20 protein-coding genes and 1 pseudogene are annotated in these 24137 nt (G+C 63.3%); 10 read left to right on the top strand and 11 right to left on the bottom strand.

What is annotated here, in order from left to right:
* A pseudogene (locus tag HU767_RS28995) lies at positions 1-89 on the top strand (hypothetical protein); the annotation flags it as partial.
* 2 nt (positions 90-91) lie between these two features.
* Here the strand turns inward: HU767_RS28995 and HU767_RS26455 are convergent.
* The gene (locus HU767_RS26455) at positions 92-1735 is read right to left on the bottom strand and encodes a GMC family oxidoreductase N-terminal domain-containing protein (protein ID WP_186730891.1); all 1644 of its coding nucleotides are present in this window, start codon (positions 1733-1735) and stop codon (positions 92-94) included.
* A 130-nt stretch (positions 1736-1865) separates the two neighbouring features.
* Between HU767_RS26455 and HU767_RS26450 the strand changes: the two genes are divergently transcribed.
* The 3 genes from HU767_RS26450 (at position 1866) to HU767_RS26440 (ending at position 4857) form a co-directional block, all read left to right on the top strand.
* Positions 1866-2750, top strand: coding sequence for a LysR family transcriptional regulator (locus tag HU767_RS26450; protein WP_186730890.1), 885 nt, complete (start codon positions 1866-1868; stop codon positions 2748-2750).
* 320 nt (positions 2751-3070) lie between these two features.
* Positions 3071-3442 carry a c-type cytochrome gene (locus HU767_RS26445; RefSeq protein ID WP_186730889.1) on the top strand — a complete coding sequence of 124 codons (372 nt, stop codon included), beginning with the start codon at positions 3071-3073 and terminating at the stop codon, positions 3440-3442.
* Between the two features lie 116 nt (positions 3443-3558).
* Entirely contained in the window at positions 3559-4857 is a 1299-nt protein-coding gene (locus tag HU767_RS26440) for a D-arabinono-1,4-lactone oxidase (protein ID WP_186730892.1), read from the top strand.
* Between the two features lie 213 nt (positions 4858-5070).
* On the opposite strand, the gene HU767_RS26435 is transcribed toward HU767_RS26440, so the two are convergent.
* A complete protein-coding gene (locus HU767_RS26435) occupies positions 5071-6015 on the bottom strand; it encodes a transporter (RefSeq protein WP_186710591.1) in 945 nt (314 codons plus the stop codon).
* A gap of 207 nt (positions 6016-6222) precedes the next feature.
* Between HU767_RS26435 and HU767_RS26430 the strand changes: the two genes are divergently transcribed.
* From HU767_RS26430 to HU767_RS29125, 3 genes are all read left to right on the top strand, one after another.
* A complete protein-coding gene (locus tag HU767_RS26430; protein ID WP_186730888.1) occupies positions 6223-7266 on the top strand; it encodes an AraC family transcriptional regulator in 1044 nt (347 codons plus the stop codon).
* A 250-nt stretch (positions 7267-7516) separates the two neighbouring features.
* Positions 7517-8401, top strand: a complete 885-nt coding sequence (locus tag HU767_RS26425; RefSeq protein WP_186730887.1) for a DUF2242 domain-containing protein — start codon at positions 7517-7519, stop codon at positions 8399-8401.
* 119 nt (positions 8402-8520) lie between these two features.
* The gene (locus tag HU767_RS29125; protein WP_264083855.1) at positions 8521-8655 is read left to right on the top strand and encodes a hypothetical protein; all 135 of its coding nucleotides are present in this window, start codon (positions 8521-8523) and stop codon (positions 8653-8655) included.
* A 48-nt stretch (positions 8656-8703) separates the two neighbouring features.
* Here the strand turns inward: HU767_RS29125 and HU767_RS26420 are convergent, their stop codons facing one another.
* The 3 genes from HU767_RS26420 to HU767_RS26410 form a co-directional block, all read right to left on the bottom strand.
* Complete coding sequence (locus HU767_RS26420; RefSeq protein ID WP_186730886.1) at positions 8704-9741, bottom strand: AraC family transcriptional regulator ligand-binding domain-containing protein; 1038 nt, start codon at positions 9739-9741, stop codon at positions 8704-8706.
* A gap of 2 nt (positions 9742-9743) precedes the next feature.
* Entirely contained in the window at positions 9744-10874 is a 1131-nt protein-coding gene (locus tag HU767_RS26415; protein ID WP_186730885.1) for a carbon-nitrogen hydrolase family protein, read from the bottom strand.
* A gap of 172 nt (positions 10875-11046) precedes the next feature.
* Positions 11047-12264, bottom strand: a complete 1218-nt coding sequence (locus HU767_RS26410) for a DUF3422 domain-containing protein (RefSeq protein WP_186730884.1) — start codon at positions 12262-12264, stop codon at positions 11047-11049.
* A gap of 241 nt (positions 12265-12505) precedes the next feature.
* On the opposite strand from HU767_RS26410, the gene HU767_RS26405 reads away from it, so the two are divergent.
* Both HU767_RS26405 and HU767_RS26400 read left to right on the top strand, forming a co-directional pair.
* Positions 12506-14545, top strand: a complete 2040-nt coding sequence (locus HU767_RS26405; protein WP_186710599.1) for an NADPH-dependent 2,4-dienoyl-CoA reductase — start codon at positions 12506-12508, stop codon at positions 14543-14545.
* Positions 14546-14771: 226 nt separating this feature from the next.
* Positions 14772-15680: a pyridoxal-phosphate dependent enzyme gene (locus tag HU767_RS26400; RefSeq protein WP_186730883.1), complete on the top strand. Its 909-nt coding sequence runs from the start codon at positions 14772-14774 to the stop codon at positions 15678-15680.
* A gap of 6 nt (positions 15681-15686) precedes the next feature.
* Here the strand turns inward: HU767_RS26400 and HU767_RS26395 are convergent, their stop codons facing one another.
* Together HU767_RS26395 and tssI are read right to left on the bottom strand one after the other, a co-directional pair.
* Positions 15687-16235: a cytochrome b gene (locus tag HU767_RS26395; protein ID WP_186730882.1), complete on the bottom strand. Its 549-nt coding sequence runs from the start codon at positions 16233-16235 to the stop codon at positions 15687-15689.
* Between the two features lie 124 nt (positions 16236-16359).
* On the bottom strand, positions 16360-17766 hold the full coding sequence (gene tssI, locus HU767_RS26390; RefSeq protein WP_186730881.1) for a type VI secretion system tip protein TssI/VgrG: 1407 nt from the start codon (positions 17764-17766) through the stop codon (positions 16360-16362).
* 219 nt (positions 17767-17985) lie between these two features.
* Here tssI and HU767_RS26385 point away from each other — a divergent pair, with 219 nt between their 5' ends.
* On the top strand, positions 17986-18690 hold the full coding sequence (locus HU767_RS26385; protein WP_186710613.1) for a YebC/PmpR family DNA-binding transcriptional regulator: 705 nt from the start codon (positions 17986-17988) through the stop codon (positions 18688-18690).
* Between the two features lie 96 nt (positions 18691-18786).
* Here the strand turns inward: HU767_RS26385 and HU767_RS26380 are convergent, their stop codons facing one another.
* The 4 genes from HU767_RS26380 to HU767_RS26365 form a co-directional block, all read right to left on the bottom strand.
* Positions 18787-20139, bottom strand: coding sequence for a leucine-rich repeat-containing protein kinase family protein (locus HU767_RS26380; RefSeq protein ID WP_186730880.1), 1353 nt, complete (start codon positions 20137-20139; stop codon positions 18787-18789).
* Positions 20140-20381: 242 nt separating this feature from the next.
* Positions 20382-21443 (bottom strand): ABC transporter substrate-binding protein, encoded by a 1062-nt coding sequence (locus HU767_RS26375; RefSeq protein ID WP_186710617.1) that lies wholly within the window; start codon positions 21441-21443, stop codon positions 20382-20384.
* 18 nt (positions 21444-21461) lie between these two features.
* Positions 21462-22577, bottom strand: coding sequence for an FAD-dependent oxidoreductase (locus HU767_RS26370; RefSeq protein ID WP_186730879.1), 1116 nt, complete (start codon positions 22575-22577; stop codon positions 21462-21464).
* The gene (locus HU767_RS26365) at positions 22574-23929 is read right to left on the bottom strand and encodes an FAD/NAD(P)-binding oxidoreductase (protein ID WP_186730878.1); all 1356 of its coding nucleotides are present in this window, start codon (positions 23927-23929) and stop codon (positions 22574-22576) included. Before HU767_RS26365 ends, HU767_RS26370 begins: the two co-directional genes overlap by 4 nt.
* Positions 23930-24137: the final 208 nt, after the last annotated feature.

Genomic DNA, 24137 nt, shown 5'->3' with positions numbered 1-24137 from the left:
AGCATGCGCCAATGGGCAAGCGCGGTTTTCATACCAGTTGGATTCAGTCCACGGCCACCCTCGGGCTGCTGCTGTCGCTGCTGGTGGTTTTTCAGACCGTGGCAGGCTCCTTTTGCGGCGTCGTGATTCGGGTGTCTGCCTCAAGCATCATCTGCGCCGCCTTCTCGGCAATCATCAGCGTCGGCGAGCAGGTATTGCCCGAGGTGATGCGGGGCATAATCGAGGCATCGGCGATGCGCAGGCCCTTGATGCCCTGCACGCGCAGTTGCGCATCCACCACGGCATCGCCGTCCTGGCCCATGCGGCATGTGCCGACCGGGTGGAAAATCGTCGTGCCGATGCGGGCGGCGGCCTGGTGCAGTTCCTCTTCGGTCTGCAGGCTGGGGCCCGGCAGGTATTCCACCGGTTTGAACGCGCTCAGGGCCGGTGCCGCGACGATGCGTCGGGTCAGGCGGATGGCGTCGGCGGCGACTCGCAAGTCTTCGGGGTGACTCAGGTAATTGGGCTGGATCAGCGGCGCCTCGTGTGGGTCGGCCGAACGAATGTCCACCCGGCCACGGCTTTGCGGGCGCAGGTCGCAGACCGACGCGGTGAACGCCGGGAAGCTGTGCAGCGGTTCGCCGAAGCGTTCCAGGGACAGCGGTTGCACGTGGTATTCGAGGTTGGCCGAACTCTGCTCCGGGCCCGAGCGGGCGAACGCGCCGAGTTGACTGGGGGCCATGGACAGCGGGCCGCTGCGGTCGTACAGATAGCGCAGGCCCATGCCCATCTTGCCCCACAGGCTCCCGGCGATCTGGTTCAGGGTGCGGGCGTTTTCCAACTGGTAGATCAGCCGCAGTTGCAGGTGGTCCTGCAAGTTGCCGCCGACACCGGGCAACTCATGGGTCACGCCGATGCCCAGGCGTTGCAGCAAGCTGCGCGGGCCGATCCCGGAGCGTTGCAGGATCCCCGGCGAACCCACGGCGCCAGCGCACAGGACGATTTCCTTGCGGGCCTTGAAGGTCATGCCCTTGCCTTGCCAGCGAGCGCTGACGGCATGGGCGCGGTCGTCACGCAGCAACACCCGGTCGACCTCGACGTCGGTCAATACGGTGAGGTTGGCGCGTTGGCGAATCGGCTTGAGAAACGCCTTGGCCGCGTTCCAGCGCACCCCGGCTTTCTGATTGACCTGGAAATAGCCACAGCCTTCATTGTCGCCGCTGTTGAAATCATCGACGCTGGGAATGCCGCTCTGCTCGGCGGCGCTGCGGAAGGCATCGAGAATCGGCCATGACAGGCGCTGGCGTTCGACTCGCCACTCGCCGCCGTCACCGTGGAATTCAGACGCGCCGGCAAAGTGGTTTTCGCTCTGGCGGAACAGCGGCAGGACGTCTTTCCAGGCCCAGCCGGGATTGCCTGCGGCGGCCCAGCCGTCGTAATCGGCAGCCTGGCCACGCATGTAAATCATGCCGTTGATGGAGGAACAACCGCCCAGGACCTTGCCGCGCGGGTAGCTCAGGGCGCGGCCTTGCAGGCCCGGTTGCGCTTCGGTCTTGAAGCACCAGTCGGTGCGTGGATTGCCGATGCAGAACAGGTAGCCGACCGGAATGTGAATCCATGGATAATTGTCGCGCCCACCGGCTTCGAGCAGCAGGACCCGGTGTTGCGGGTTGGCCGAAAGCCGATTGGCCAGCAAGCACCCGGCAGGGCCGGCGCCCACGATCACGTAATCGTATTCATCGACGACAGGTTGCATTCGCGACCTCATTCTTGTTGTTGTGGGAGCCATCCTAGTTGTTAGTTTTCGTCAAAAGAATGTTAGTTTTTGCGCAGCCGCTGTGCGTTTATAAACAGTCCCGCCTTCAGGCGCGTTCAAGGATCGCCCCATGTTCGACTGGAATGACCTGCGCTATTTCCTGGAGCTGCAACGCAGCGGGCGGTTGTTGACGGCTGCCCGACGGCTGAACACCACCCACGCCACGGTGGCCCGGCACATCGAGGCCATCGAGAAAAGCCTCGGCACTGCGCTGTTCGTCCAGCATGCCCAGGGCTATGAACTGACCCCGGCCGGCGAGACATTGCTCAAGCACGCCGAAGCCATGGAGAACGTGGCGTTGCTGGCCCAGGAGGACATCACCCAGTCCAGTGCGCCCCTGGGCAAGATCCGTTTGGGGGTGACCGAAGGGCTGGGCATCATGTTCCTCGCCAGTCGCATGGACGGGCTGTTCCAGCGCTACCCGGGGCTGGAGGTGGAGCTGGTGGCGGTGCCGCGCTTTGTCAGCATCCTCAACCGTGAGGCGGAAATCAGCATCCACCTCGAACGCCCGGCGGCCGACCTGTTGGTGACCCGCAAACTCACCGACTACAGCCTGGCGCTGTACGCCAGCCAGGCCTACCTGGATCGCTCGCCAGCACTGCGCAGCCGCGAGGACCTGGGCCGCCATGCCTGGATCGGTTATGTCGACGACCTGTTGTTCAGCCAGGAACTGATGTTTCTCAACAGCTTTTGCCGCAACCCTCGGGTGGTGTTTCACAGCACCAGCGTTATCGCCCAGCAACAGGCCGCGCGCTCGGGCCTGGGGATCGCCGTGTTGCCGTGCTACATGGCCAGCGGCGACCCGACGCTGATGCCGCTGCTGCCGGACGAAACCATCCGCCGCAGCTACTGGATCAGCACCCGTCGCGAACTGCACAAATCCGTCCGCCTGCGGGTGTTGTGGGATTACGTGGTGCAGTTGTGCGAGCGCGAGCAGGGGTTGTTGTTGCCCTGAGCACGCAATATCCCTGTGGCGAGCCTCTATGTGGAACAAGGCTCTGTGGAGGCAAGGTTCTGTGGGCTCTGTGGGAGCAAGGCTTGCCCGCGATGAAGAACACACGGTCTATCTGGAACCGAGTCGCCTGCTTCGCGGGCAAGCCTTGCTCCCACAGAACCCATAGAGCCCACCGATGAATCCCCTCGCCACAAAGGTCGTTGGTGCCCCGGCAACTGGCCGCCCAAGCCCCCTTTTCTGGCCCCCAATGACCTCAGCCGACGCGCTGGCGTGCCTTAGTGTTGACCCACAACAAGAAAAGCGCAGCCAAGAGGGGCCCTATGTTGGCAATCACGCCTTCAACCTTGCTTCACTCCGCCGTCATCGTGCTGCTCGGCAGCCTGCTCGCCGGCTGCGGCGAAGAGCCCAAGCCCCCCGCGCCGACGGTGTTCACGGCCATGCCCAGCGATGCAGCACTGGCCCAGGTCTACGACAGCAGCTGCAAACTCTGCCACGCCAACCCCGGCGCCGGGGCGCCGTTGACCGGCGATACGAACGCCTGGGCCCCGCGGATCGCCCAGGGCGCCGAGACCCTGCTGGACCACGCGATCAACGGCTACAACGGCATGCCGCCGATGGGCCTGTGCATGCACTGTTCCGAAGAGCAGTTCCTGGCCCTGATTGCCTTCATGTCCGGCCAACACTTCCAATAATAAATACGGGTACTTTCGGCATGACGATGGACTACTCACGGCGTCGGTTGCTGCAACAGGCCGGCGTTGTCGCCGCCTTTACCGCACTGGGCAGCCAGGGCGCCCTGGCCGAGCTGATGCGCGCGCCTCGCTTGATCCCGTGGCGTAACTGGTCCGGTGCGCAGAGTTGCCTGCCGGCCGCGCGGCTGGCCCCCAAGGACCTCGACGAACTGGTGCAGGTGGTGCGCCGCGCCGAAGGGCGGATTCGGCCGGTGGGTTCCGGGCATTCCTTCAGCGCCCTGGTGCCCACCGACGGCACCTTGTTGTCGCTGAGTTTTTTCAGTGGCCTGCTGGACCACGACGGCGCCAGCCTGCAAGCCGAGTTCGGCGGCGGCACGCCCATGTCCCGCATGGGCCCGGCGCTCAAGGCCATCGGCCAGGCACTGCCGAACATGGCCGACGTCGATTACCAGACCTTGGCCGGTGCCATCGCCACCTCGACCCATGGCACTGGCAAGGCCTTTGGCTCATACGCCTCCCAAGTGGTCGGCCTGCAACTGGTGACGGCCAGCGGCGAGGTCCTCGATTGTGATGCCCAGCGTCATCCCGAGGTGTTCCAGGCCGGCCGGGTGTCCCTTGGCGCGCTGGGGCTGGTGACCCGCGTGCGGTTACAAAACCGCGCGGCCTATCGCTTGCGCGAGCACCAGTGGGTGGCGAAAACCGAGGAGTTGCTCGAGGACGTGCACACCAACATCCGGGACAACCAGCACTGGGAAATGCAAGTCGTCACCCATTCCGACTATGCGCTGTCGATCACCCTGAACGAAACCACCGATCCGGCCACGCCGCCGATCAGTCCCGAGGAGGAGGGCGGCAACGAGTTCGTCTCCCTGATCGAAAACCTCGACAAGTACGGTAGCGATTTTCCAGCGATCCGGCGCGCGTTGCTCAACAGCCTGCGGCTGGTGGCCGATTTCGATGACCGCGTCGGTGATTCCCATGACATCTACGCCAACGCCCGCACCGTGCGTTTCAACGAGATGGAATATTCGGTCCCGGCCGAACACGGCCCGGCGTGCCTGCGGGAAATCCTCGCGCTGATCCGCGACAAGGACCTGCGCACCTGGTTTCCCATCGAATACCGCTACGTGAAGGCCGACGACATTGCCTTGAGCATGTTCCAAGGCCGGGACAGTTGCTCAATCTCCGTGCACCAGCATTACCAGATGGACCATCACAATTTCTTCGCCGCCATCGAGCCGATCTTCTGGAAATACCAGGGCCGTCCGCATTGGGGGAAGCTGCACTCGCTGAACGCCAAGGCACTCCAGGCGTTGTACCCGCGCTGGACTGAATTCACCCAGGTGCGCCAGGTATTGGACCCTGGCGGCAAGTTTCTCAATGGGCACCTTGCATCGATTCTGGGGGTGAGCTGAGGTTTCAAATGGCTGGTTAGCTGATTCTGTCCTGCCAGGCACAACCTTAGTGGCGAGGGAGCTTGCTCCCGCTGGGCTGCGCAGCAGCCCCAAATCGGATAACGCAATTTTCCAGACAGATCACCTCAGCCGGCTTACGACGGCTACGCCGCCGAGCGGGAGCAAGCTCCCTCGCCACAAAAGTCCTAAAAGCCCAACAGCCAAAAAAGCCCTCTAGAACGCAAACGGAATACTGATCTTGGCCCAGAGCATTTCGCCTTCGGTGCGGTTCTCCACTTCGAACTCCTTGGCCCAGCGGATCTCGGCGCTGGCGTACTTGAGGAAGGTCAGGTGCAGCGCCGGGCCGATGGCGAAGACCTGGCCGCGGACCCCGTCGTCCACATCCTGACCGGCGAATTGCACGGTGCGGCCGTACTGTTTGTCGTCGGTGGTCTGCTTGAGGTAGTAGCCGTTGAGCCCCAGCCTCAGGTTGTCGGTCACGCGGTAGCTGGCGGAATAGTCGAAGTGGAAAATCTGCCCGGAACGGTAGTCGGTGTCCTTGTTCTTGCGGTTGAAGCTGTAGGTGGTCTTCATCGACACCTCGGTGTCTTCCGTGGGCAACCAGGTGAAGGAAAACAGCGGCTTGTAGGTGTAGAAATTGTTGCTGGTGTTGGCCAGTCGATCGGTGCTGTATTCGCCGGTGGGTACGGTGATTTCCACCGCCGCGGCCAAGGTCAGGTGCTTGCCCATGTCCCAAAGCACAATGGGTGAAATAGTCGTGTCGCCCATGCCTTCACGGGTGTCATGCAGGCCGAACACCGAGACTTCCTGCTTGAGCCAGGGCTGGGCGATGTAGATCCCCGCGCGTCCACCGGCCACTCGCAACGGGCTCAGGTAATCGATACGTGGGACCACTGCCGTGGATTCGATTTCGACGTCCGGCACTTCGCCGCCCAACGAACTGATGTTGAATTTCCGGGCCTTGTAATGGTTGTAGTAGAGGTTGAACGCGACCATGTGGTCGGGAAGGCTGTCGACTTCCAGCGGCAACACGAAAAAGCCATCGGTGCCAGGGCCGATGTTGTCGACCCCCGATTCGGTGGCCAAGGCGGGCAGGGCTGCGCCGCAGGCCAGGCCGAGGGTCAATTGCAAGGCGAATGTCGTGCGGGTCGGGTTCATGTGGGGGGCTCATTATTATTGTTGGAAATGCACCGGAGGTCCGAGTCATACAAATAAGCCGTTCGCCGCCGACAGGGCAGGGTATTGGCGGCCAGACAGGGGACTTGGGCGGCCAGATTTTTCTACCCCTCTATCCAGCGGCTCATGCTAACTTTATGAAATAACCGGTTACAAAAACGCCACCTAACGTGCTCCGGAACCCGCCCCATGCAGATGAAAGTCATCGACCCCACCTATGAATTGGCGCTGGTATCGCCATTTTTGCTGCAAACGTTGGCCGAGGTGGTGGCGGACAAGGGCTTCGATGCCGCCAGCCTGTGTCGCGGCCTGGGGTTCGGCCTCGATGACCTGCAAGATCCCGCCCAGCGCATTTCCTATCGCCAGGCCGTGGTCATGATCCAACGGGCACTCAAGCTGTTGCCTGACCAGGGGCTGGGGTTATGGGTGGGTGATCGCAACGTGCTCGGCACCCTCGGCCTGCTGGGGCACGTCTTGTCGCTGTGCGAAACCCTGCGCGATGCCTTCGCCCTCGGGGTTCGTTACCAGCACACCACCGGCGGCATCGCCGTGACCCGTGTCGAAGAGGCCACTGACCGGATCATGGTCGAGGCCACTTGCCGCCTGCCTTTTGCCGAGATCCAGGTGTTTGCCGTGGAAGAGTTCTTCGCCAGCCTGATGGTCTACGGCCGGGCGCTGGCGGGGCCCGATTTCAAGCCCCAGGCCGTGGAATTCATGCATGCCGCGCCGTCCTATGCCCAGGCGTACCAGCGGATCCTGGGGCCTGAGGTGCGCTTCGGTTGTCGGCACAACCGCATGCTGATCGACGTGCGCTGGCTGGACATGCGTTTGCCCAATCACCACCCGCTGGCGCTGCGCCAGGCATTGGCCTTGCTCGAGCAGGAGGCCTGCGAGGTCCACCAGAAGATCGACCTGATCCAGACCGTGGAACGGGCGATTGCCCGGGACCTGACCCGGGGCAGCCACATCGAGAAAATCGCCAGCGACCTCAACATGAGCAGCCGCACTCTGCGTCGGCGCCTGACCGAACACAGCCTGACCTTCGAGACCTTGCTCGAACAGGTGCGCCGCGGCCGCACCCTGAACCTGCTGGCCAACCCCGAGCTGTCCATCGAGCGCATTACCGAAGAGGTCGGCTACAGCGATGTGCGCAGCTTCCGCCGGGCGTTCCGGCGCTGGACCGGCATGAGCCCCAGCGCGTTTCGCAATGAGAGCGCCGACGCTCGGCTCTAAGGATATGTCCACACGGTATTTCTCAAGTCCCGTGGGCTTTCCCTAAATGAACAGAGACAGGCCGAACAACCAGGGTTTTTGTATCTGGTTGTTGCCTGGAGGCGGGTGTTCGTCGATCTACCGGCTTGACATCTTTTTCCTGCAAACAACCCCCAGTAAACTCGCACTCCCCATGAAACAAGATTAGCCACGCTGCCTGGTCGCGTTCTGTTGCACAATACGCCCCGGACCGTTTCTCTCAGGATGTTCAATGTTCAAATCATTTCCCATGCGCACCGTAGGGCTTGCATTGGTGCTGGCCGCCGCAGCCGGTTGCTCGTCGAAGAAAACCGCCATCTATGAGCACGAGAACTTCGATGATTCCGGCACGTTCTCGCGCACGTATCCGGTGAGTGACGCGGCCACCTGCGAAGCCGGGCGCCGGGCGTTGCTCAGCCAGGGCTATATCATCACCAGCAGCGATCCGAAGCTGGTCAGCGGTCACAAGAGTTTCCAGCAGACCGGCGAAACCCATATGGAGATCAGTTTCAACCTGGTCTGTGCCGAAGATGGCGGTACCGGGCACCGGGCGACCATGTTCGCCAACGCCTTGCAGGACCGTTATGCCCTGAAGAAAACCAACAACTCCGCCAGCCTGGGCGTGGGCGTGCTGGGTTCGGTGTCGATGCCGATCGGCTCCTCGGATGATTCGATGGTCAAGGTCGCCAGCGAAACCGTGTCGGCGGCCAAGTTCTATGAGCGTTTCTTTGCCTTGGTAGAGCTGTTCCTGCCTCCCGAAGCGAAGAAAGCCGCCGAGAATGCCGACAAACCGAAGGCCGAGCTGGGTGTACCGGAAACCAAGGCCGAGTCGGCCGCCTTGATGCCTGCACCGACTCCAGATCTGGCTCCAGCCCCAGCGGCCGAGCCTGTTGCGCCTGCGCCTGCAGCGGCCACACCCGTCGAGGAGGCTGCGCCGGCCCCCGTCGAAACCGCTCCTGCGGTGTCGGAGCCTGTCGCACCGCCGAGCGAGCCCGCGCCGATTGCGCCTGAATCGTTCGAGTCTGCGCCGACGACAGAAACCGTGACACCGCCACCACCACCGTCCAGCTCGTTGCCGGCCCCGACCGAGCCGATCCAGCCGCTTCCGGCCTCCTGAGATCCAGTGGCAGGGAGTTACTTCCTGCCACACTTCACGCAGTAATTTCCCGACCCTGTGCTACGTTTAATTCATGAAGCCTTTGCTTCATGTTTTGTTCATATAGCAGCTTTATGCTGATGCCAGCGCCATCAGGCATTGGTTCAACGACAGGGGAAGGACGCGTAATGGATGATTATCAGGAAGAGCTGCTGGAATACCAGGCCTACGAACTGGACCCGCTGGAACCCGCCGAAGATGCAACGGAGTTGTAAGCGAGTTGCAAGCAGCAAGGTTTGAGCAACAAGCCCAACGCTTGAAATTCAACGCCCTCTGTGGCTACGGCGAAACTCCCCAGGCGTCTGGTCATTCCAACGCTTGAAGGCCCGTTGAAAGGCTTCGGCTGAGGCAAACCCCAACAGGTAGGCAATTTCACCGAACGCCAGTTCGGTATCGCGTATGTAGGTCATGGCCAAGTCGCGACGGGTGTCGTTGAGGATGGCGCGAAACTGCGTGCCTTCCTCGGCCAGCTTGCGACGCAGGGTCCAGGTCGGCAGCTTCAGGCGAGCCGCCACTTCTTCCAGGTCGGGTTCCCGGCCGCCGCTGAGCAACGGTCCCAGCAGTTGGATGATGCGCTCGCGCAGGCTGCGGGTGCGGGTCAGCTGTTCCAGTTCCCGTTCACATAACTGAACCAGGTGATGCCAGGTACTGGGGCAATGCTGCGGGTTGCGCTGGGCAAGGCTGTCCAGGCCCAGGCGCAGTTGATTCTGTTCGGCGCCAAACTGGATCGGGCAGTCACCGAGTGTGCGGTAGGCCTCCTGATACGCCGGTTCCTCGAATTCGATGTCTATGCGTTCGGGCCGCAGCGCGACGCCGCTGACGCTGGACAATTGCGCCAGCCAGCCGGCAATGATCGAGTCCACGACGAAGCGGTTGTAGGCGTTATACGGGCTGATGGAATAGAACCGCAGCCAGGCGCCGCGGGCATCCTCATGGAAACTCGATTGGCCGCGATAGTTGGAGCCGTACAGCGGCTCGAAGCGGATCATGCAGCGGGCCGCCTCGCGTACGGTCGGCGCCTGGGCCGCGGTGACGCCGGCCAGCCCGGCCTGGCTCAAACGGCCGAGCTGACCCATGCGCAGGCCCAGGGCCGGGTCCTGGGTCTGTTGAATCGCGGCGTGGCCCAGGCGCATGTACCGTGGAATCGACAGGCGTGCCCCGGGCTCGGCCAGGCGCGCGGCGTCGAGGCCGTACTGTTCAAGCAGGGGCTTGGGGTCTTGCCCATGGCTGGCGACCGCGTCAGCCAGGCTATGGACGAAGCCTACCGACAGGTCCCCCAGGCGCATCGGCTGCGGTTTCACGTTTACAACCACAAGTTCAACAGGCGGGCGCCACGGGCTTCGCCGTCGGGGAAGTGCTGGCCGTTGTGGCTGATGAAGCTCTGGCCGGCACTGCCGCTGTCCCAGAACTGCCCGCGCAGGAACACGCTGACGCCGCCCCGGGCCTGGCTGATAGGCAACTGGCTGGTCAGTGTCAGGCGATGCCAGGCTTGCCCCTCACTCACTTCGCCAGGCTTGAGGCTCACTTCGCTCGGCGTGGACAGGCCTTTATAACCGCTCCAGGGCTGGTCCCAGGCGCCGCGACCGATGACAAAAGCGGGTACCGCGATCAGTTGCGCACCCTGTTCATTGAGCTGCCGGTAGTGGAGCGGGTACCAACTGTCGCTGCCGATGAGCACGCCCAGGCGCCCGGCAGGCGTGTCGATGACCAGGGGGGCGGCCGGGTGCTCGGCGCCCAGCACATCCTGTTGCTCGAACACCGGATGTCGTTGGCGTTGCGGCTGGCCGATCGGCCGGCCATCGCTGCCGAACACCAGGCTGCTGTTGTACAACGCGCCACGGCCAATTTTCAGCTCGCCTTCGTTGACGCTGGGTTCGGGCAGCACGATGGACCCCGCCACCAGGGTGATGCCGAACTCCTTGGCCAGCCCGCCGAACAGTGTTTGATAATCACGGGCCATGCGCTCGGCTTTCATGCGCAGGTAGGCATCGTCCAATCGGTTATTGCCCTCGGCGCTGACCAGCGCCTGGACGAACGCCAGCGGATTGCTCACCGCCAGCCAGTTCATGGCTTCCTTCAGGGTGGTGGCCTGGTACAACTCGTCTTTTTCGCCACCGACCATCAGCCAGGTGCCGATGTGCTCGGGCAGGACCACGACGGTCTTGGCATTGAGAAAACCCTGGTCGCGGGCTGCCTGCAGATAGGCCGCCAGTTTGCGATGCAGGCGCTCGGGGCTTTGGTAGTCGGTGGGGAACAGTTCGGGCTGGATGCCCAGCAGATTGCCACGGTCGGCCGGCGTGCCCTGGTCGACCGCCAGGGTGATGCGCAGGTCTGACAGGTAATGGCCGGCCGGCCGATCCGTCGTCCACATTGCATAGGTGACCAGGGCGGCAATCAAGGCCAGTGAAAACAGCAAGTACAGAAATTTGCGCATGGGGGAACAGTCAGCGGCCGTGTTCAGGTTCGTGATTTTTCATCAAGCGTCACGGGGCAGGGTACGGTAAAACAAGGGATTAGCGAAGGGCGGGTGAGGATTTGTACGCACGGCAAGCGTCCGCAAAGGCGTCCATGGATCCCGTGGACGCCCTTCGCGCTGGGCAGGGCGGCTAGTGACTCTTGGCCTTCCTGATCCGGATCAGAATCAGCAACATGATCAACAACACCGGTGGCGTCATGCCCAGCAGCGCGTCGCGGGCCGAGAGGTGTGCGCCCAAGGTGTGCAACCCGCTGTAGACCAACTTGAACAGGTTGATCAGGTAGTACGTGATGGCGATGATCGACAGGCCTTCCACGGCGCGCTGGATCTTGATCTGGGCATCGGCGCGGGCATTGAGGCTGCGCAGGATCTCGGCGTTCTGGTCTTCCATCTCGACTTGCACGCGGGCTTGCAGCAGGTCGCCCAGGTTGGCGACGCTCATGGCCAGTTGTTCGAGGCGCTGTTCAGTGGCGGCGCAATAACGCACCGTGGGCTTGAAGCGGCGTTCGATGAACACGCCCAAACGCTGGCAATCTCCCAAATGGCTTTCGCGCAACTCCCCCAGGCGCTCGAACACCAGTTGCGCGTAGGCGCGGGTCGCGCTGAAGCGGTGGCGAGTCCTGACCGAACTGCTGACGACCTGGCGCGACAGCAGGGCGATATCCTCCAACAGGGCCTTGGCATGCACGCCGCTGGCATTGGCGTTGCGCTCGGAGAGACTCACCAGGGTGCGATCGAATTCGTTCAGTTGCGGGTCCAGTGCCTTGGCGATACTGAGGGACAAGGAGGCCATCATGCGATAGGTCTCGATTTCCAACAGGCGCCGAATCATCCGTCCCTGGCGATAGGCGTTGAGCCGTCGGTTGATGAACAAGAGGCGATTGGTGCCGTCCTCGGTCAGGCGAAAATCGCTCCAGACCACCGCATCGCCACCGCCCACGCATGAGCCGCAAGGGTCCTTGAAACCGTAGCTGGGCAGGTCGAGGCCGGCTTCGGCGCGCACCACCACCTGAACGGCATTGATGAGGTGCTGGGTGTGACCTTCGATGCCCCGGGCAAGGCTTGCGGGCAGTGTCGTCCATTGCAGATCGTTGCTGCTGGCAGGCACGACCAGGGTCAGGGTAAAGAATTCGGCGTGGCGCTCCCACTTCAGCGGATGGCCTTCCAGGCGGGTGATGCCTTGCGCGGCGTCTGCTGCGAAGGTATCGGGGCACAGTCGCTCGAGCAGTGCGTTGCACTGGGCGTTGTCGCCCAGGAATGCCAAGTGGAAGACGTGGGCCGGTTCGTCGAAATACAACGACGGGCGGGCGTGCAACTCGTTGTGCAGCATTTTTCGTTGGGGATGCATGCAATGACGACTCTGTTATTAGCGTTATTTTTTGGTTTGAGCACGTGAGCCAGCGTTGGTAGGACTGGCTTACCCCACCGAGAGTCACGCGGCACCTGATGGGTGACTGCACATTTGGATCATTAATTTGTCAGTTACGGTCATTGAGCAGCCGCAGCCGGACTCTTACGCTGTGGGCCATGACAGACGCAAGCCGCAGAGCTTGCGCTTTATTCCGTGATCGCCCGTTGTGGAGTTACCGATGACCGCCTCTCATTACCCGCACCTGCTGGCCCCGCTGGACTTGGGCTTCACCACGTTGCGCAACCGCACCCTGATGGGCTCGATGCACACCGGCCTGGAAGAGAAACCCGGCGGCTTCGAACGCATGGCGGCGTATTTCGCCGAGCGCGCCCGGGGCGGCGTGGGCCTGATGGTCACCGGTGGGATCGGGCCGAACGACGAGGGCGGTGTTTACTCCGGCGCGGCCAAGCTGACCACCGAGGAAGAGGCGCTCAAGCACCAGATCGTCACCCGGGCCGTGCATGAGGCCGGCGGCAAGATCTGCATGCAGATTCTTCACGCCGGGCGCTACGCCTATAGCCCCAAGCAAGTGGCACCGAGTGCGATCCAGGCGCCGATCAACCCATTCAAGCCCAAGGAACTGGACGAGGAGGGTATCGAGAAGCAGATCAGCGATTTCGTCACTTGCTCGGTCCTGGCCCAGAAGGCGGAATATGACGGCGTCGAGATCATGGGCTCGGAAGGTTATTTCATTAACCAGTTCCTGGCGGCTCATACCAACCACCGTACCGACCGTTGGGGCGGCAGCTATGAAAACCGCATGCGCCTGCCGGTGGAAATCGTCCGTCGGGTGCGCGAGGCGGTAGGCCCGAACTTCATCATCATCTTTCGCCTGTCGATGCTTGACCTGGTGGAAGGCGGCAGCACCTGGGACGAAATCGTCCAGTTGGCCAAGGCCATCGAGCAGGCCGGCGCGACGATCATCAACACCGGTATCGGTTGGCACGAAGCACGGATTCCCACCATCGCCACCAAGGTTCCACGGGCGGCGTTCAGCAAAGTCACGGCCAAGCTGCGCGGTTCGGTGAACATCCCGCTGATCACCACCAACCGCATCAACACCCCGGAAGTGGCCGAGCAGATCCTGGCCGAAGGCGATGCCGACATGGTTTCCATGGCGCGGCCGTTCCTGGCCGATCCGGAGTTCGTCAACAAGGCGGCTGCCGGTCGCAGCGATGAAATCAACACCTGCATCGGCTGCAACCAGGCGTGCCTGGACCACACCTTCGGCGGCAAGCTCACCAGTTGCCTGGTCAACCCGCGGGCCTGCCACGAAACCGAGCTGAACTACCTGCCGGTGACCCAGGTGAAGAAAATCGCCGTGGTTGGCGCTGGCCCGGCCGGGTTGTCCGCGGCCACGGTGGCGGCCGAACGCGGGCACCAGGTGACGCTGTTCGATTCGGCCAGCGAAATCGGTGGCCAGTTCAACGTCGCCAAGCGCGTGCCGGGCAAGGAAGAGTTCTTCGAAACCCTGCGCTACTTCAAGCGCAAATTGCAGACCAGTCATGTCGAGCTGTGCCTCGACACCCGGGTGGATGTGGCGCAATTGGTGGCCGGCGGTTACGACGAGATCATCCTCGCCACCGGCATCGCCCCCCGGGTGCCGGCGATTCCCGGGGTGGAGCATGCCAAGGTCTTGAGCTACCTGGACGTGATCCTCGAACGCAAGCCGGTGGGGCGCAGTGTCGCGGTGATCGGTGCCGGCGGTATTGGCTTCGACGTGTCGGAGTTCCTGGTTCACCAGGGCGTCGCCACCAGCCAGGACCGTGAGGCGTTCTGGAAGGAGTGGGGGATCGATACCCATCTCCAAGCGCGCGGCGGTGTCGCCGGGATCAAGGCCGAACCCCATGCACCGGCACGCCAGGTATTCCTGCTGCAACGCAAGACGTCCAAGGTCGGTGACGGCCTGGGCAAGACCACCGGCTGGATTCACCGCACGGGCCTGAAGAACAAGCAGGTGCAGATGCTCAACAGCGTCGAGTACCTGAAGATCGACGACGACGGCCTGCACATCCGCATCGGCGAAGCCGGCGAGCCGCAAGTGCTGGCCGTGGACAACATCGTGATCTGCGCCGGCCAGGATCCGCTGCGTGAGTTGCAGGAAGGCCTGGAAGCGGCAGGGCAGACCGTTCATCTCATCGGCGGTGCCGATGTGGCGGCTGAGCTGGATGCCAAGCGGGCGATCAACCAGGGCTCGCGGTTGGCGGCGCAGTTGTAAGGCACAAAAACTGTGGGCGCGACCTTAGCTTGCAAATATGGAAGCCAAGGTCGCCGCCGATTCCAGGTGGGAGCGGGCTTGCTCGCGAAGGCGGTGTGTCAGTCAATGAAAATATTGGATGTGCCTGCCTCTTCGCGAGCAAGCCCGCTCCCACAGGTTTTGGTGGTGTCAGGTTCTTCGCGACCAAGCTGGTAAGATGCCAGCCTATTTCCTCCGGCCTGCCGCCATGCTGCTTCCTGCCCTCGACTGGCATCCCCAACCCCGACTCGAACCCCTTCACCTGGACTGGCTCGCCCGTGCCGGTGTTGAAGTGGCGGTGTTGCGCCTGGACCGGATCGATCCACTGATCAGCGGCAACAAGTGGTTCAAACTGATCCATCATCTGCGCGCCGCCCAGGAGGCCGGTGCCGAGGGTGTCATGAGCCTGGGCGGGGCCTATTCCAATCATTTGCATGCGCTGGCGGCGGCCGGCAAGCGCTTCGGGTTTCCCACGGTCGGGCTGCTGCGCGGTCACCCCCAGGGCACACCGACGGTGCGCGACCTGACAGCATTCGGCATGGAATTGCATTGGTTGGGTTATGGCGGATACCGAGAGCGACATGCCCCAGGTTTTTGGGGGCCGTGGCAGGCCCGCTATCCACATTTGCACCCGGTGCCCGAGGGCGGTTCGGGATTGCCTGGGGCACAAGGCTGCATGGCCTGGGCGGCCAGTGTCGGTCAACAATTGGCGGCGTTGGGGTGGGCGGATTATCACGGCTGGTGGCTGGCCTGCGGCACGGGAACATCACTGGCCGGGCTGGTGCTGGCCGAAGCGGGCAAGCGTGCGGTCTACGGTGTGCTGGCGGTGCCCCCGGACCATGGCGTGGCCCAGCAGGTCGAGCGCATCGTGGGGGAGGCGGGGCTTTGTCATCCGCGTTATGAATTGCTCGACGGCAGCCGTGGTGGCTTCGCCCGGGTCGATGCCGAGCTGACTGCCTTCATCGAAACCACGGCGGCCATCGAACTGGAACCGTTGTACACCGGCAAGGCCTTGATGGCGCTCAAGGTGCACGTCGAGGCCGGAAGGTTTACCCCTGGCACCCGTTTGATTTTTGTCCACACCGGCGGCCTGCAGGGGCGCCGAGGGTTCGACTGACAGCGATCAGCCGCGTTTGGGCATCATCCGCAACAGCGTGTTGTCGCGTACCACGTAGTGGTGATACAGCCCCGCCAAGGCATGCAGGCCAATCAACCAATAGCCGATGGTGCCGCCGAGCACGTGCCAGCCTTCCAGTTGCTTGGCAAAGTCCTTGTCTTGATCGATGAGCAACGGCAAATCGAAACCGTAGAACATCACCTGGTGCCCTTCGGCGCTGGTGATCAGCCAGCCCAGCAGCGGCATGGCGATCATGAATACATACAGCGCCCAGTGCATCAGGCGGGCGAGGAGGGTTTGCCAGGCGGGGGAGGCCGGGAAAATTGCCGGTGCCTTGCCCCTGGTGCGGGCGAACAGGCGCAGCCAGGCCAGCAGGAACACGGTCAGGCCAAGCATGAAATGCGCTTCCTTGATCAGGGTCCGGCCACCACTGCCCTTGGGGAAAATTCCCCGCAACTCAATGCAGGCATAAACCACGGCCAGCAGCACCAGCATCAGCCAATGCAAGGTTACCGTGACGGTACTGTAGCGGCTTTCCGAGTTTTTCCAGGGCATCGCGGTATCTCCAGCAATCAGGGCAAAGCGCCGTCTAGAGCGGCGTTGTGTCTCCACTGTATGCCCGTTTCGCTGGGTTTGCTTGAGCCAGATCAGGTTTGCCGGCAAGAAGCCACGCGCCGGCTCAGGGCGTGAAGTTTGGCGGGTTCAGCAGCCAGTCCAACAGAAGTCCGGCATCAGGGTTGCCACGGAACGGTTTCGGTGGGGCGGCGGCGTGTCCTGCGCCGGTATCGACAGTCCCTGGGCACAGCACCGGCCGGTCGGGGTCGCCATCGAGAAAACTGACCAGCACTTCGCTGCCGGCCCTCAGCGAGGGGCTGTTGTTCAGCGTCAGTCGCGACACGGGCAACGTGATGCCTTCCTGGTCCGGCGCCCAGAGGCTGACGCTGACTTGCCCGCGCTCATCGGACTGGGCCGGTTGGCCGGGATGGCCGAGTACATGGGCCCGGTGATACCCGGGGATGCAGGGCTTGGGGTGTTTGAGGGCCGGCCTGAACACCGTGGCCCAGGGGATGGCGGTGAAGCGGTTGTGGTAGTCACGGGCCGACGATGTGGTGGGGAGGTCCGGTTCAAGAATCGAAAACTGCCGGCCGCGGTGCTGGACCTCGGTGATTAGCCATTGATCGTTGAACGTGGAAACCGGGTGCTCGCAGATCTGCACGATGTCGCCGCCGTGCAGGGCGGGTTGGTCACTGTGGCCATGGATTTCCCGCTGCCGACAGCGTAACCGTTCCAGGTGGCGGCGACCGGCCTGGTACCGGTGAGTCAAGGCCGGGTCGCCGTGCATGGCCTCATGGTCGATCTGCTCAATGGGTTGATTCGCCGCCCAGGCCTCGGTGTCGGTCGTGGCCCGATCGCTGAACCCGATGGGCAAGCCAGGCAGCATCCCGTGGTGACGCAAATACAAGCGCTTGATGGCCGGTATCGAATTGTCGTTCGGGCGCAGGGACAGTTCGACGGGCCGTGTGGGAAAACTCTTCGGGTCTTCGGCAAACACCAGGACGTGGCCCTGGGGGGTGTGTTCGAAGTGGTAATGAATGCCTTCTTCCTCGCACAGCCGTTGCAGGAGGGTCAGGTCGCTTTCGTCGTACTGGATGCAGAATGGGCGGCATGGATACTGCCCGTGGGGCAGCTCGAAACGATAGCTGTCGGCGGGCAGGCCGTTGTCTTCCAGCAGGCGTTGCAGCACCTGCACCACCCTGAGCCGATGGAAAACCCGGCGCCGTGGGCCTTGTTCCAATTGCTGCAGGTAGGGAACCAAGGTCAAGCGATAACCGATACGCCGCGGTGCCGGGGCGCTCAGGCTGATGCTGTGGATAATCCCATGGATACCCGAGTCGCGGTCCAGGCGCAGGAAGGCCGGGTGCCCCAATAGCAGGTCGGGGTTTATCGGCGGGGCCAGGCCGATCAATTCGAGGTCGAAACGGTACGGCTGGTTGAGGGCTTCGCGGCCATTGAAGCGCAAGACTTGCAACTGTAAATCGCTTTGCGTGAGCGTCAGGCTGAAGGGACTTTCCGTGTCGTTGCGCATCGCGCCTCCTACTGGCGGGGAGAGAGGCACAGAGGGTACGAAACCACGGGAGGAAATGGTGCTTGTGAGCCGCTATTTCAGAAACGCCCTACAACACACTGTGAAAATGTCGATCCGACAGGGTGAATTTTTTGGTCGATCAGCCGGTTTAGGCCGTATAAACTTGCGCCACAGCGCCGGCCGGCAGATGTCTCGGCGCGTCAGACAAGAGAGTGAGTAATGGGCGCACAGTGGAAGGTTAAACACAAAGAAGCGGCTGCCAACGCCAAGGGCAAGATCTTCGGCAAGCTGGTGAAGGAAATCACCATTGCCGCACGCAACGGCGCTGATACCGCGACCAACGCGCACTTGCGTCTGGTGGTCGAGCAGGCGAAAAAGGCCTCGATGCCCCGCGAGACCCTGGAACGCGCGATCAAGAAAGGTTCTGGCCAGCTCGGTGAAACCGTGCAATACCACCGCGTCACCTACGAAGGGTTCGCGCCGCACCAGGTGCCGCTGATCGTTGAATGCGTGACCGATAACATCAACCGTACCGTGGCCGAAATTCGCGTCGCCTTCCGCAAGGGCCAACTGGGCGCCTCGGGTTCGGTGGCGTGGGACTTCAACCATGTCGGCATGATCGAAGCCGCGCCGGACAGCCCGGATGCCGATCCGGAAATGGCCGCCATCGAGGCCGGTGCCCAGGATTTCGAGCCGGGTGACGAAGGCGCGACGTTGTTTATCACCGACCCTGCCGACCTCGATGCGGTACAGAAGGCCTTGCCGGAGCAGGGCTTCACCGTGTTGTCGGCCAAGCTGGGCTACCAGCCGAAGAACCCGGTCAGCGGCTTGAGCGATGAGCAGATGGCCGAAGTCGAAGCCTTCCTCGAAGGCCTCGACAATCACGATGACGTGCAGGACATGTTTGTCGGGTTGGCGGGGTAAGCAGTACACCCTGTGGCGAGGGAGCTTGCTCCCGCTCGGCGGCGAAGCCGTCGCAAATGGGCCGACGCGGTCTTACTGACAGACCGCGGTGCCGGATCAGGGCTGCTTCGCAGCCCAGCGGGAGCAAGCTCCCTCGCCACGGTCACGGAGCAAACCTTCAATCTCATCGAACCCCGGCCGTGCCAGCACCTCCGGCTGACAGCAGCGCGCCTGCAAATCCTGCAGCCATGCAAGATCCTGTGCCGCGAGCGCCGGTTCGATCCGCGCCAGCAATTCCCCCAGCAGAATCCCGAAGGCCCGCACCTCGATGCGTTGCAGTGCGCGGGTTTGCAGGTTATCCGTGATGGCGTGGAACGACGCCGCGCCAAAATCGCCCAGCAGGCAATCGCCCTGGTCATTGCACAGGATGTTGTGCCCGTAGAGATCGCCGTGGGTGATGCCTTGGCGGTGCAGGTGCGCCGCCGCCGAGGCGATGCCGTGAGCGATGCGCAATGCCGCCGGGGCGCTCAGGCGCAGATCATCGGCATACACGTCGCGGGTGCATGACGCCAGGCTCGGCAGCCCGGCGAGGTTGCGGTAGCTGGGCTCGATCAGCGCCATCACCAGCCCGGCCTGTTGCTCGGGGTGCCCGGTGACTTGGCCCAACACGTCGATCAGGTTCGGGTGTCGACCGGCCGTGATGCAGGCATGCATTTCATGCAGGGGCGAGCCGTCGCTGGTCATCTGGCCTTTGTATAGCTTCACGGCGACGTTTCGCGCCACCTGGCCGGGGGCTTGCCAGAGCGCCTGGAAAATCACCCCGGATGCGCCTTCACCCAGTGGTTGTTGCAGCGCCAGTTGCGACCAGTCGATAGGCACAGTGGTATTCAGGGCCGCCGCTTCCGCTTGGGCTTCCAGCGGGTTGCCGGCGTAGGCCAGCCAACTGAGGCTCGGTAGTTCCAACAACCATTGCGGCAGTTCGGTCAGTTGATTGGCGGCGATGCGCAGCAGTTCCAGGCGATGACACTGGCCCAGGCTCGCCGGCAACTGCTGCAAACGGTTACCGGCCAGCATCAGTTTTTGCAGGTGCGGGCGTTGGCCCAGCTCGTCGGGCAACTCTTCGACGTCGTTATCGGTCAGGATCAACCAGCGCAGCCTTGGCGGCAGCGCGACGCCCGTGACACGGGTGATGCGGTTGGCCTTGAAACCAACCATGGTCAACGCGCTGCAACGGCCCAGGCATTCGGGCAGTTCGGTGAAGCGGTTATCCGAGCAGAACAACACACGCAGGTGGGGCAGCCGATGCAGGTCGTCGGGCAGCGTGTCCAGCTGATTGCCGCTGAGGTTGAGGATCTCGAGGGAATCGGCCAGCTCGAAGATTTCCCGGGGAAACTCCGTCAAGCCGCAGGCCAGGTCCAGCCGGGTAATCCCCGAGAGCTGGCCGGCGCGTAGTTGGGCGAGGGTGTGCATGGGAGGGTTCGCTGTTGATCAAGGGGCGGGCACAAATACTGAAACCAGCACAGACCTGTGGCGAGGGAGCTTGCTCCCGCTGGGCTGCATCGCAGCCCCAAAAGCGGCCATGCAATCAGGCTGACACACCTTGGTGTCAGGCTTGGGGTCTGCTTCGCAGCCCAGCGGGAGCAAGCTCCCTCGCCACAGGTTATCTGTTCAATTCGGTGTGAATTGGCCGCATGATAACTGCAAAGCGTGTCCTAGCGCTCGACACTGCGGTTCCAGCGGGCGTTCCAGGCCGGGCGTTGTTCGTTGACCTGGTCCCAATCCACGGCAATCGCTGTCTCCAGGTATTGCTTCATCGCCTCTACCTGGCCACGGGTCTTGTCGGTGGTCGGGGTGTTGGGGTTGGACGGAATCTGGTCGCCTTCTTCCAGGGCGATGGCCTGGGCTTGCGGGGTCAGCAGGAACTCTGCAAGTTTTTGCGCCAGTTCCGGCTGGGTGTTCTGCGCGATGGCGCATTCGGCGACGTTGAGGACCACGGCGCCTTCCTTCGGCTGGGCATATTCCACCGGCATGCCCTTGAGTTTCAACGCGGTCACCTGGGTCGGTGTCAGGGGGAATAGCGCGGCTTCGTCGGTTTGCAGCATTTCGGATATCTTCGCCGAGCTCGGGATGTACTCCAGCACATTGCGGCCCACCGTGTTCGGCCACGCCTTGAAGCCCGGCTCGACGTCGGTTTCGCTCCCGCCCTGGATCCGGTTGAACATCAAGAATCCGTGCAGGCCGAAGGTAGACGAGGCCATCGACTGGAACACCACTTTGTCCTTGAAGCGCGGATCGGCCAGGTCCATCCAGGAGGTGGGCGTATTCCAGCCTTTTTCCTTGAACAGCCGGGTGTTGTAGGCGAGCCCCGTCACACCGAGGCTGACCGCCACGGCCTGATCCTTGATGCGTCCCTTGGCCGGGATCTGTGCCAGGGTCGGGCTGTCCTCGAGTTTGTCGCACAACCCCATCGCGATGGCGCGGTACATGATGCCGTCATCGAGGAACATCACGTGCATCTGCGGGTTGCCCTTGCTGGCCTGGACTTTCGCCAGGATGTCGGCGGAGGTGCCGGGCACGATGACGACTTTGACGTTGTTGGCTTTCTCGAAAGCCGGCAAGACCTTGTCGGCGTAGAGCCGCTCCATGGTGCCGCCGTTCATGCCCAGGTAAAGCGTCGGCTCGGCCAACGCCTGGGTGACCGGGAGCAGGGCGCCCAGGCAAGCGGAACCCAGCGAGCAGAAACCGAACAGTGCACTGCGTTTGACGTTATTCATTGGCGCGACCTTCCTCTATCAAGCAACGGAGATGGAGTGAAACCGGGTGATGGAAAACGCATCCAGCGGCGTGGACGAAGCCCCGCTGCAGATGATCTCGGTGAGCGCCTGGCCCACCGCCGGGCCGATCTGGAAGCCCGCGCCGGCAAAGCCGAACGCGTGCAACAGACCGGGCTGGGTGCTGCTGTGGCCGATCACCGGTTGGCGATCGGGCAGGTAACCTTCAGTGCCGCTCCAGGTACGAATCGCCTGGGCGCCTTGCAAAAACGGGTAGAGCTCGACGGCCTGGCGCAGAATGTCCAACACGGCGCTCTGGCCGGGCCGGGCGCGAGCGGCATCCAGCGCAAAACCTTGGCCGCCTCCCAGCACGCAATTGCCGCGCGAGACCTGGCGGGCGTAGATGCCACCGCCCTCGACGCCAGTGCTGGCATCCATGACCAAGGGCAAGGGTTCGGTGACCAGCATCGCCGGGTGCCCGGCGTGCATCGGCACCGCTTCGCCAAATTGCGCGGCGAACTGGCTGGCCCAGGCACCGGCGCAGTTCAGTAGCCAGGGCGCGTGGAACGTCAGGCCCGTTGCGGTGCGTACAATAAAGCGCTGGCCGTCGTGCTCAACATGGCTGACGGCGCATTGTTCGTGGACTTGCGCACCCTGCCGGCGCGCGGCCTGGGCGAAGGCTGGCGACACCAGGCGCGGATTGGCATGGCCGTCTTCCGGGCACAGCGACGCCCCGACCGCGACGGTGCCGACCCACGGAAAGCGCGCGCGCAGGGCCGTGCGATCAAGCAGTTGCAAATCCAGGCCGAAGCCTTGGCTGGCGGCGGCGTAGTCGTGCAGCGCTTGCAGGTCTGCGGCACTGCGAGCCAGCTTGAGATGACCGCTGCGCTGGTACTCGCCGTCGATGCCGATCAACTGGGGCAACTGGCGCCAGATTTCATGGGCCCGTTGCGACAAGGGCAATTGCGACAGCGGTCGACCCTGGCGACGTACACCGCCGTAGTTCACGCCGCTGGAGTGCGAGCCACAGAAGTCGCGTTCCAACAGCGCCACCCGGCGTCCGGCCTGGCTCAGGAACAGCGCCGCCGAGGCGCCGACGATACCGCCGCCAATGATCACCGCATCCACTTCGATCATGGCTCGACCTCCAGGCCGAACGGTACGGGCTTGATCGGCGCCTGGGCCCGCAAGCGGCCGATGCTGGCGATGGCGCGGCCGCTCTCGCAGGCAATGATTTCCGCGGCGGCGGCACCGCACATCCGTCCCTGGCAGCGCCCCATGCCGACCCGGCAATGGGCCTTGACCCGATTGATTTCCCAATGGCCTTCGCTCACCACGCGGCGGATGTCGCCAGCGCTGACTTCTTCGCAGCGGCAGATCATCAGTTGATCGGCGGCGTTGGCAGCCCAGTGTTCAGGAAAGGCAAATGCGCGCTCCAGGCCCTCGCGGAACCGACCGATGCGTTCAAGGGCTTGTTCCAGTTGCGTGCAACGCTGCGGATCGGTGGCGTAGCCGAGGTCTTCAAGCAAGGCCAGGGCCGCCCGTTCACCGGCCATTTCCGCCGCGTCGGCGCCCATGATGCCGGCACCGTCACCGGCCAGATAGATCCCCGGCACGCTGCTGCGCCCGGCGCGGTCCCGTTGGGGCAGCCAGGCGCGATTGAGCGTGTTCCAGGTGAAATCGCAGCCCAACAGGTCGGCCAGTTGGGTTTCGCTGCGCAAGCCGTGGGCGAAGGCCACCGCGTCACAATCGAGTGTGTGTTCGCCGCTTGCGTTGCGCCATGTCAGCGACTGCACCCGCCGTTCTCCTTCGACACGCGCCAGGCTCGCACCTTGATGCACGGCGATGCCATGGACGGTCAGCCAGGCGCGGTAATACAGGCCTTTGGCGAGGGTGGTCGGTTGTACCAGCAGGTCGGGCAGGGCACGGACCTGGGCGCTAAAAGGTGAGCTGTCGAGGACTGCGACCACATTCGCGCCGGCTCGGGCGTATTGATAGGCCACCAGGTACAACAACGGGCCGCTGCCGGCGAACACCACCCGTTCGCCGATGGCGCACCCCTGGAACTTCAGGGCGATCTGCGCCGCGCCCAGACTGTACACCCCGGGCAGGGTCCACCCCGGCACGGGCAGGACCCGGTCGGTGGCGCCGGTTGCGACAATCACGCCGGCGTATTCGAGGCGATCGGCGCGGCCTGCATGCAAAGTATCGAGCAGGCCGGCCTCGGCATTCCATACCAGGGTATCGGGACGGTAATCGAGCTGTCCGCGCAATTGGTCGAGGGTCTGGTGGATAGCATTGGCCTTGTGTGCTTCGAAGCCATAGAGCTTGTCCGGCGGGCGCTTGAAATTGGCCGGTTGGCGCCGATAGATCTGCCCGCCACCGCGGGCGGCTTCGTCCAGCAGCACGGGGTACAGGCCGTGGGCGACCAGGGTCTGCGCGGCACGGATACCCGCCGGGCCGGCGCCGATGATGGTTATCGGTTTCATCGCCACCTCACGGGCAGGGCCGGGGGATTTGCGCTGTTGTCGAAGCCGTCATCGCGAGCAGGCTCGCTCCCACATGGGGTCGGTTGTGGAGGCTGGTTTTGTGCACGCCGCAGGTCTCCTGTGGGAGCGAGCCTGCTCGCGAAGACGGCGGCACATCCAACGACGGTTTCAGCAGGCAGACCGCTTTCGCGAGCAAGCCCGCTCCCAC

Source organism: Pseudomonas sp. SWRI179 (assembly GCF_014268705.1).
GTDB lineage: Bacteria > Pseudomonadota > Gammaproteobacteria > Pseudomonadales > Pseudomonadaceae > Aquipseudomonas > Aquipseudomonas zanjanensis.
Note: the sequence above shows the minus strand (reverse complement) of the source record. Positions and strands in the feature narration are given on the sequence as shown.